Source organism: Pseudomonas sp. AD21, assembly GCF_002878485.1.
GTDB lineage: Bacteria > Pseudomonadota > Gammaproteobacteria > Pseudomonadales > Pseudomonadaceae > Aquipseudomonas.
Genome location: NZ_NQYG01000016.1, coordinates 112424 through 120396 on the forward strand (window position 1 = coordinate 112424; position 7973 = coordinate 120396).

Annotated in this window: 5 protein-coding genes; 3 read left to right on the forward strand and 2 right to left on the reverse strand. The window is 61.6% G+C overall.

Annotated elements, in window-relative coordinates; translation table 11 throughout:
- Complete coding sequence (locus PseAD21_RS13000; RefSeq protein ID WP_102356039.1) at positions 1–1221, reverse strand: hypothetical protein; 1221 nt, start codon at positions 1219–1221, stop codon at positions 1–3.
- Positions 1212–3533: a hypothetical protein gene (locus PseAD21_RS13005; protein WP_102356040.1), complete on the reverse strand. Its 2322-nt coding sequence runs from the start codon at positions 3531–3533 to the stop codon at positions 1212–1214. The genes PseAD21_RS13000 and PseAD21_RS13005 overlap by 10 nt, the downstream gene beginning before the upstream one ends.
- Before the next feature lie 106 nt (positions 3534–3639).
- Between PseAD21_RS13005 and PseAD21_RS30305 the strand changes: the two genes are divergently transcribed.
- The 3 genes from PseAD21_RS30305 (at position 3640) to PseAD21_RS13015 (ending at position 7820) form a co-directional block, all read left to right on the forward strand.
- Positions 3640–3831, forward strand: coding sequence for a TspO/MBR family protein (locus PseAD21_RS30305; protein WP_158242599.1), 192 nt, complete (start codon positions 3640–3642; stop codon positions 3829–3831).
- A gap of 189 nt (positions 3832–4020) precedes the next feature.
- Positions 4021–6426 carry a glucose/quinate/shikimate family membrane-bound PQQ-dependent dehydrogenase gene (locus PseAD21_RS13010; RefSeq protein WP_102356041.1) on the forward strand — a complete coding sequence of 802 codons (2406 nt, stop codon included), beginning with the start codon at positions 4021–4023 and terminating at the stop codon, positions 6424–6426.
- Positions 6427–6530: 104 nt separating this feature from the next.
- Positions 6531–7820: a carbohydrate porin gene (locus PseAD21_RS13015; RefSeq protein WP_102356042.1), complete on the forward strand. Its 1290-nt coding sequence runs from the start codon at positions 6531–6533 to the stop codon at positions 7818–7820.
- The last annotated feature ends 153 nt before the right edge of the window (positions 7821–7973 follow it).

Genomic DNA, 7973 nt, shown 5'->3' on the forward strand with positions numbered 1-7973 from the left:
CTACCTTGCCCGGGCCTGCCACGCCTGGATTTCCTCGGCCTGGGGCGCAGCCATGTCAGGCCACGGCACACCTTCGGTCAGGTACAGCGGGTCACCAGGCTGACGCTCCATGCGGTTGCTGAAAATATGCCGGATGGCGTACTTGACCGACACCGCTTGCGGAGCAACTTGCAAGAACTGCTGCGGCTGACGCCCGGCCACCAGCCATTCGACCATCGCCGAAGGCGCATCAAGGCGCTCGTACAGCTGCGGATAACGGGCCACCAGGCGAGTCTGGGCAGTCGGATCACTGACCTCTTCGATGCGCATCCAGCCGGCTTCGGTGCGCACAATGCCGATGGCGATGCAGTCGTCTGGCGTCTGCTGATCGGTGCCCAGAGCGTTCAGGCACTGCAGCAGGTCCTGGTAGTAACGCTCGACCGGTGGCCGGTTCTGCTTGCCCTTGACCTGCTCGACGGTCAAGGTGCCGTCGGCGTGGACGATCAGGCTGATGGTGATGTGTGGCTGGCCCTGGCCATCGCGGAAACTGAACACGCGCATCTGCCCCTGCTCCACTGCTTCGGCATAGCGTTCGCCGTAGCCGCCGGTCAAGGCGCGGCGATCAGCAAACTGGCCAAGGCAATGGCGCATCACGTAGCTTTCAAAGGCCATTTCCTCACGCAGCAAAGCACTCTCGGGACGCAGTTCCTGCAAGACGTGCTCAGTGGTGGTCACCCGCGTGAGCAGGGCTTCGGGTTGACTCTGGCGCCAGCCCTGCTCGACCCGCGCAGCCATCTGCGCGTGTTCCTTTTTCCACAATGCCAGCGCCTGCGGGCAGTTGATACGGTCGAGCTTGCCGGCCAGCGCCGTGCCCTGACGCGAGGTCAGGAACTCCACCAGCAAGGTTTCCTGGGCCAACAGTGGCGCCTGCTGTGAATCGAGCCAGACCAACGGCGCAAGCGCCTGCTGCGAATCTTTGCCGGTGTCGCTCAAATGCCTGGCCACCCATGACGGCGGCTCAGCACCCAGTGCCTCGACCGCCTGCTCCAGAGTCAGGATCCGCCGCGCAGGCTCGAAGTTGCCGACCAGATGACGGTAGAAATGATTGAGCAACCATTTGCTCACCTCTGGTGTGTCACCGCGGGCTTTACTGCGCTCGGCAATGCCGCGCTTGAGTTGATCGGCATTGAGGGCGTTGCGCGGGGCGTAACCAGACTGGCGCAGCGGCGCTGTCACTTCCATATCTGCCACCAGGCCTTGCCGGCCGGTTTTGCCGAACCCTGCAACCCGGCGATGCTCTGGCGGAAGACTTCATTGTTGCGCTGGTCAAGGTCGTTGTCAGGATCACTGCGCAGGATGGCGCGCTGGTAATAGTCCAGAGCCTCTTCCTTGCGCCCGAGGCTCTTGAGCGCATCGCCGGAGCAACCCAGCAGCGAGGGTTCGTCGCTTTCATCGAAGTATGGAGCGTAACGCTGCCAGAGACTGGCGGCCGCCTCCGGCAAGTTGTACGACAGGAACAGAATAATTTTCACCCGTGAGAACAACGGCGAGTACCCAAGCTCTTTGTCGCTGATTCCACGCTCTTCCTGCCATTTGAGAATGCGCTCCAGCCAGATCAGAATTTCGCGTTCGCGATCCTGGCGGAACAGCGCGCGGGTGACCGCAAACAGGTCTTCTTCCGGGTCGAAGCGGCTGTAGCCATGGTCGGCTGCGTAGTGCCAGAGTTGCTCGGCGGCTTCGGCGATGCCCGGGTCATCCTCCAGTTGAATACGGTTGTTCAGGATGCCCTGATAATGCTCGGCGAACGAACTGGCAGCAATGCCGCGGTGATGCAACTCAAGGGCCTGCTCATACAGGTTGTAGTAGCAGCGGTAATTGATCGCCAGGTCGTTGCACAACATCGAGTACTGGTGCGCGCAGGCATCGAAACGGTGCCCGCGACCGTTGGCGAAGCATTGCTCCATGCAGGCCTGGCCTTGTTCGTAGGCGACCTTTTGTACTTCGCGCAGCAGCCACCAGGTCGGTTCTGCCTCCTCGCTCGAAAGCCCTTCGAGATGCGCTTCGACCAGGTCCTCGAGAGCGTTCGCAAACTGGTAATAGTACATGCCACTGGCCAGTGGCAACTGCGGTTGGCGCAGGGCATCAGCGATGCCGAACACGCTGGCATGAGCACTGATCAGGCTGAAGGCACTGCGGTTGTCCTGCATATTGCCGGCCGTGATGGCCTCGCGCAGCATCGCCAGTTCGGTATTGCCATCGATGCGCCCGGCCAGGCGTTCACGCACCGCCACCAGTCGGGTGATCCACGGGTGATTCGGTGCGCGGCGCCGGGCCTCTGCAAGGGCCTCGGTGAAGACGTTGTCGATTTGCTCAAGATCATCGCGCGCGGCATCCAGTGCATCGAGCAGCGGGCCCAGGGATGGCGTCGACTCATCGCGCCACGGCAAGCCGGATGTGAACCGCTCCAGCACCGCTTGATCATCGCAGGCACGCATCACGCACAACGGCCACCACGCGGATTGCTCCTCGGCATCGAGCAGACGATCGTGTACCCAGAACGCTATCCCCGGCCACATATGGCCGCGCATTTCATAGATTTCCATGAACGCGCGTTGCCCGGCCTCCTCGATCTGGCCGTTCTCAAGCAGCCAGGGCAAATGGAACTCAACGAAGTTGTCACCACCGCCAGACTCCAGGCTCAGGGCCGCCACTTCACAGATTTTCAAGGCACCGGCCAGGTCGCCCTGGGCCTGCAGTGAGCGGGCGGCCAGACGCGCCAGGCGCACTTCCCATTCCCGGCGCTGCGGCAGCGACAAATCGGTGATCAGATGCACGACAGGTTGCTCGAACATCGCCAAGCGCAACGGCAGGATTTCGATCAGCGCATCGCCCAGCCACAGCCAGTCGTTAGCATCGACATCCTGATCTTCGCCTGCGGTGCGTAACGCGGCAATTGCCGCCAACGCGGCTTCGCGAGCTTCTTCGTTGCGTTCGTGGGCGGCCAGCACCCGGGCCCGGCGGCGGTGTTGATCGGCAGCGTCCCAAGCCCTCAGGGCATGACGCCCCGGGTTGATCAGGGCCAGGGTGTGACGCACCTCGATGGCCTTGAGGGCGACGTCGAGGGTGGTGTGTTGCAGATCGTCGAAAATGCGGTCGCGACGGTAGTGCTCGATGTCGAACGGCAGCGGCTCGCTGGTCAATTGCTGCAGGGTGTCGAGCGCCTGCAAAAGGCCCTGCTCGTCTTTGAGGTAGTTGCCCAGTCGCAGTTGGGAGATCAGCAGGTTGAGTTTGAGTTCGTTGCGCGCGTCTTCAGGCGTCACTTCGATCAGTGCCTGGCCGTCGTCGGCCAGTACCGCCTTGGCCGCGTCAGCGTCACCGACGTTGACCCACAGCGCGTGCAGACGTCCGATCGACTCCAGCGAAGCCGCCTTGAGCGGCTGTGCGCGCAGTTGGCCCAACAGGTAGTCGGCACCGTGTTCCTGATGCTCGACTTCAAGACGATCCATGAACTGATCCAGCTGGATGCCGGACAGCACGGTGCTGTTTTGCGTCATTTTTCAACTCCATTTGCGAATGACTGTGCATCGCCCGATGCGTCCTGCGCCGCGCCCTTGTGTGGGGCAGCGTTTATCCGCGCGCGTCTGCCCTGGACGGGCAACGATGACGAAAGGAATCGGGCAATACAGCGAGGTGCGGCACGCTACCAGTTGGCGTTTAAAAAACCAAGAGTGTGTCGGACATGTGATTACCCGGTTGCTGCTGTTTCCTTATCTGGCCTGGCTGTGTGTCGCTGCGGCGTTGAATTTCTCGATGCTGCGCAGTCACCATGGCGCGGACCATCAGCTGTCATAAATCACATTTTTTCTGACACAAAACACCTTCTGAATCTTATTTCGGAAGGCCTCGCACGCCCTTGAAGAGCGCTCCGCGCCCGTTTGGCGGGTGATTCATCGGCGAACTATGCTTCAGGCTGAATTAGTGATTTAACTAGGTAGTTACCTATCTATATAATGCACGCCTCATTTCAACGGGACATTCAACGTGAAGCAGAGTCAACGCCTCTCAGGCATATCAAAATTCATTCTGGTCGGGCTGGGCGTGATCATCGCCCTCCTCGGCTTGGCACTTGCTGCTGGTGGCGTGAAATTGGTCAGCCTGGGAGGGTCCTGGTACTTCCTGGTGGGTGGGCTGGTCATGACCGTTTCCGGTCTGCTGATCGCTCGCTTCAAAACCACCGGTGCGTGGTTGTTCGCCGCATTCCTGGTGGGCACGGCGATATGGGCAGTCAGTGATGCCGGGCTGGTGTTCTGGCCGGTGTTCTCGCGTCTGTTCATGTTCAGCGCCGTGGGCCTGGCGGTGACGCTGGTCTATCCGCTGCTCAAGCGTGCCAACGGTGGCGTACCAGGTCGCGGTGCCTATGGCGTTGCCGCTGTATTGGCGGTGGCGCTGGCCGTGGCTGCGGGCAACATGTTCATCGCGCACCCGACTGTCGCTGCTACCGGCACTGGCCCGGGCCTGACGCCCGTCGAGCCGGCCAACGCGCAAAAGGACTGGGCGCACTACGGTAATACCGAGGGCGGTAGCCGCTTCGCTGCGTTGGACCAGATCAACCGCAACAACGTCGACAAGTTGAAAGTGGCGTGGACCTACCACACCGGCGACGTCGCCGAGAGCGATGGCAACGGTGCTGAAGACCAGCTCACCCCGCTGCAGATCGGCAACAAGGTGTTCATCTGCACCCCGCACAACAACCTGATCGCGCTGGATGCCGACACCGGCAAAGAGCTGTGGAAGAACGCGATCAACGCCCAGTCGAAAGTCTGGCAGCGTTGCCGTGGCATGGCCTATTTCGATGCCACCAAGGCCATCGCTCAGCCGAACAATTCGAGCATCATCGAAGCCAAGCCTGCGCCGGCCGCCAATTGCCAGCGCCGTCTGCTGACCAACACCATCGACGCGCGCCTGATCGCCGTAGACGCGGACACTGGCGAGTTCTGCCAGGGTTTCGGCACCAACGGCCAGATTGATCTGAAGGCCGGTCTGGGTGAAGTCCCGGACAGCTACTACCAGCTCTCTTCCGCTCCGCTGATGGCCGGCACCACTGTGGTGGTTGGCGGTCGTGTGGCTGACAACGTGCAAACCGACATGCCGGGCGGCGTGATTCGTGGTTTCGACGTGATCACCGGCACCATGCGTTGGGCATTCGACCCGGGCAACCCGCAGGACAAAAAGGCTCCAGCCGACGGCAGCACTTATGTGCGCAGCACGCCGAACAGCTGGGCGCCGATGTCCTACGACCCGGCGACCAACACCGTGTTCCTGCCGATGGGCAGTTCGTCCACCGACATCTATGGTGTCGAGCGCAGCAAACTCGATCACACCTACGGCGCCTCGATCCTCGCGCTGGACGCCACCACCGGTGATGAGCGTTGGGTGTTTCAGACCGTGCACAACGACCTCTGGGACTTCGACCTGCCGATGCAGCCGAGCCTGATCGACTTCGACAAGGACGGCAAAACCGTACCGGCGCTGGTCATCGGCACCAAGGCCGGGCAGATCTATGTATTGGATCGTGCCACCGGCGAGCCACTGACCGACGTTAAAGAAGTACCGGTCAAAGCCGCGAACATCCCGAACGAACCCTACTCGCCAACCCAGCCGAAATCGCTGGGCATGCCGCAGATCGGTGCGCAGCACCTGACCGAATCCGACATGTGGGGGGCGACGCCGTACGACCAGTTGCTGTGCCGGATCGATTTCAAATCGATGCGTTATGACGGCCTGTACACCGCGCCGGGGACCGACAAATCGCTGAGCTTCCCGGGTTCGCTGGGCGGCATGAACTGGGGTAGCCTCTCCACTGACCCGGTGCACGGTTTCATCTTCGTCAACGACATGCGCCTGGGTCTGTGGATTCAGATGATCCCGTCGCAGAACAAGGCTCAGGCCTCTTCCGGTGGTGAAGCACTGAACACCGGCATGGGTGCCGTTCCGCTCAAAGGCACGCCGTATGCGGTGAACAAAAACCGCTTCCTGTCGGTTGCCGGCATTCCTTGCCAGGCACCGCCGTTCGGCACCCTGACCGCCATCGACATGAAGACCCAGAAAATCGCCTGGCAGGTTCCGGTCGGCACCGTTGAAGACACCGGTCCGCTGGGCATCCGCATGCACCTGCCGATCAAGATCGGTCTGCCGACCCTCGGCGGCACCCTGTCGACTCAAGGTGGCCTGATCTTCATCGCCGGCACTCAAGACTTCTACCTGCGCGCCTTCAACAGCGGCAACGGTGAAGAAGTGTGGAAAGCGCGTCTGCCAGTCGGCAGTCAGGGCGGCCCGATGACCTACGTTTCGCCGAAGACCGGCAAGCAGTACATCGTCGTCACCGCCGGCGGTGCACGCCAGTCGACCGACCGCGGCGACTACGTGATGGCCTACGCCTTGCCGTAAGCCGCAGTGCCCGTTTGAACAACGGGCACTTCCCTTTGAGCGCGGCACCTGAGGGTGCCGCGCCGCTTTGCGATATCGCTAAAGACTTGCGCAGGAAGATCTCCATGTTTCGTTTTACTCAATCCGGCTGGGTCAACGGTGTGCTGTTGGGCCTGACCTGCAGCGCCGCCCTGCCCGCCTTCGCCGACACCGATTCGAACTTGCTGACCCGCAACACCCTGACCGGCGACTGGGGCGGCCTGCGTCACCAGATGGACGCTGACGGCATCAGGTTCACCGGCGATTACACCGGTGAAATGGCCTACAACGCTGACGGCGGCCTGCACCGTTCGGCGCGCTACTCGCAGAACATCAAGCTCGGCGCGCAGTTCGACCTGAGCAAACTGTACGGTGTGGACAACGCCGGCAAGGTGCAGTTGACCATCAATGACCGACGCGGCAACAGCGCCTCCGAAGACCTGGTCGGCAACCGTCTGCCGATCCAGGAAAACTACGGCGGCCTCTACACCCGCCTGACCGAACTCAGCTACGAGCGCAGCCTGTTCACCCCGGCGCTCAACGTGAAACTGGGTTACATGGCCATGGGCAACGACCTCGGCGGCCTCGACAGCGGCATTCTCTGCAACTTCATGAACGCCGGTTTCTGCGGCCATCCGCTGAACATGTCCGGCGGCAGCGGCTGGACCAACTACCCCAACGCCCACTTGGGCGTGCGCGTGAAGTACGACCTGTCGCCGTCCTGGCAACTGCGCGTGGCCGCATTCAATGTCGATCCCGAGAGCAACGGCAACTCCAGTCGTGCCTGGCATCTGGGCCCGAAACACACTACCGGCACCGTGGTGCCGATCGAGCTGGTGTACAAGCACGCGGGCGCACTGCCGGGCGAGTACAAGCTTGGCTACTACTACGACAGCTCCGACGTGAAGCGCATCGGCAGCGACAAAGCAGTCTCCGGTCGTGGCGGTCATTACCTGCTGATCGATCAGGCCGTGTGGAGTTCGCAATCGTCCGAAGGCCGCAGCCTGCACGCCTTCGGCCAGTACTCGGTGGCCAGCGAAGCGGCATCGCCGTTCAGCAAGTGGTACGGCACTGGCCTGGTGCTGTACAAACCGTTCGAAGGTCGTCCGCGTGACACCGTTGCCTTGGGCTACGGTCGCGCCGTGCCGAACCCGCGCAGTCGCGACGTGCAGCAGGACGCAGCACTGGCCAACGGCACGCAGTTTCCGAATCTGGACAGTGGCGAGCAATTGATCGAACTCGGCTACGGCTATCAGGCCACCCCTTGGCTGACACTGCGCCCGAACATGCAATACATCATCGAACCGGGCGCCTTTTCAGGGCAGGACATCGACAACGCGCTGGTGTTTGGTTTGCAGGTCAAAGCTTCACTCTGAGTGTTCCGGCAGGACTGCAGACAATAAAAAACCGGCATAAAAGCCTAATGCTGATCAGTTAAGCGAACTCAATGCTCAAAGCAACGAAGATCAATTGTGGGAGCGGGCTTGCTCGCGAAGGCTGACTCGCAGACAACACACACTCTGCTGGCA

Excerpts from the sequence above, each read along its gene's own strand:
- PseAD21_RS13000 (WP_102356039.1), bottom strand. The coding sequence starts at position 1,221 with ATGGAAGTGACAGCGCCGCTGCGCCAGTCTGGTTACGCCCCGCGCAAC.
- PseAD21_RS13005 (WP_102356040.1), bottom strand. The coding sequence starts at position 3,533 with ATGACGCAAAACAGCACCGTGCTGTCCGGCATCCAGCTGGATCAGTTC.
- PseAD21_RS30305 (WP_158242599.1), top strand. The coding sequence starts at position 3,640 with ATGACGAAAGGAATCGGGCAATACAGCGAGGTGCGGCACGCTACCAGT.
- PseAD21_RS13015 (WP_102356042.1), top strand. The coding sequence starts at position 6,531 with ATGTTTCGTTTTACTCAATCCGGCTGGGTCAACGGTGTGCTGTTGGGC.